Raw genomic sequence first — 255 nt, forward strand, 5'->3', positions numbered from 1 at the left:
GCAGGCTGTGGCTGATCTGCGTGAAGATGATGTTCTGTTTAAAGTTAGCGCGATGGCCGCAGCCGGACTCACGTTCTGCCCGCTGGATGGGAAGACACTCGCTTGGCTTTTGTTTCGCGGTGAATTTCCCCCTCACCCCAACCCTCTCCCGAGGGAGAGGGAGCCGATTTATGGGCTTTTCAATATCTGAGTTCGACTCGGTATCGCACGTCGGCGTAGCTCACCCAAACACCTCGGTCAGTCCCCTCTCCCTTT

1 protein-coding gene is annotated in these 255 nt (G+C 56.5%); it reads left to right on the forward strand.

Going from position 1 to position 255, the window contains the following annotated elements; all coding sequences use genetic code 11:
• A partial coding sequence (locus AC0ZWN_RS28940) for a hypothetical protein (protein WP_476337729.1) occupies positions 1-190 on the forward strand: 190 nt, incomplete at its 5' end.
• Between the last annotated feature and the right edge of the window lie 65 nt (positions 191-255).

Source organism: Pseudomonas sp. 3B-A001-10F (assembly GCF_056313565.1).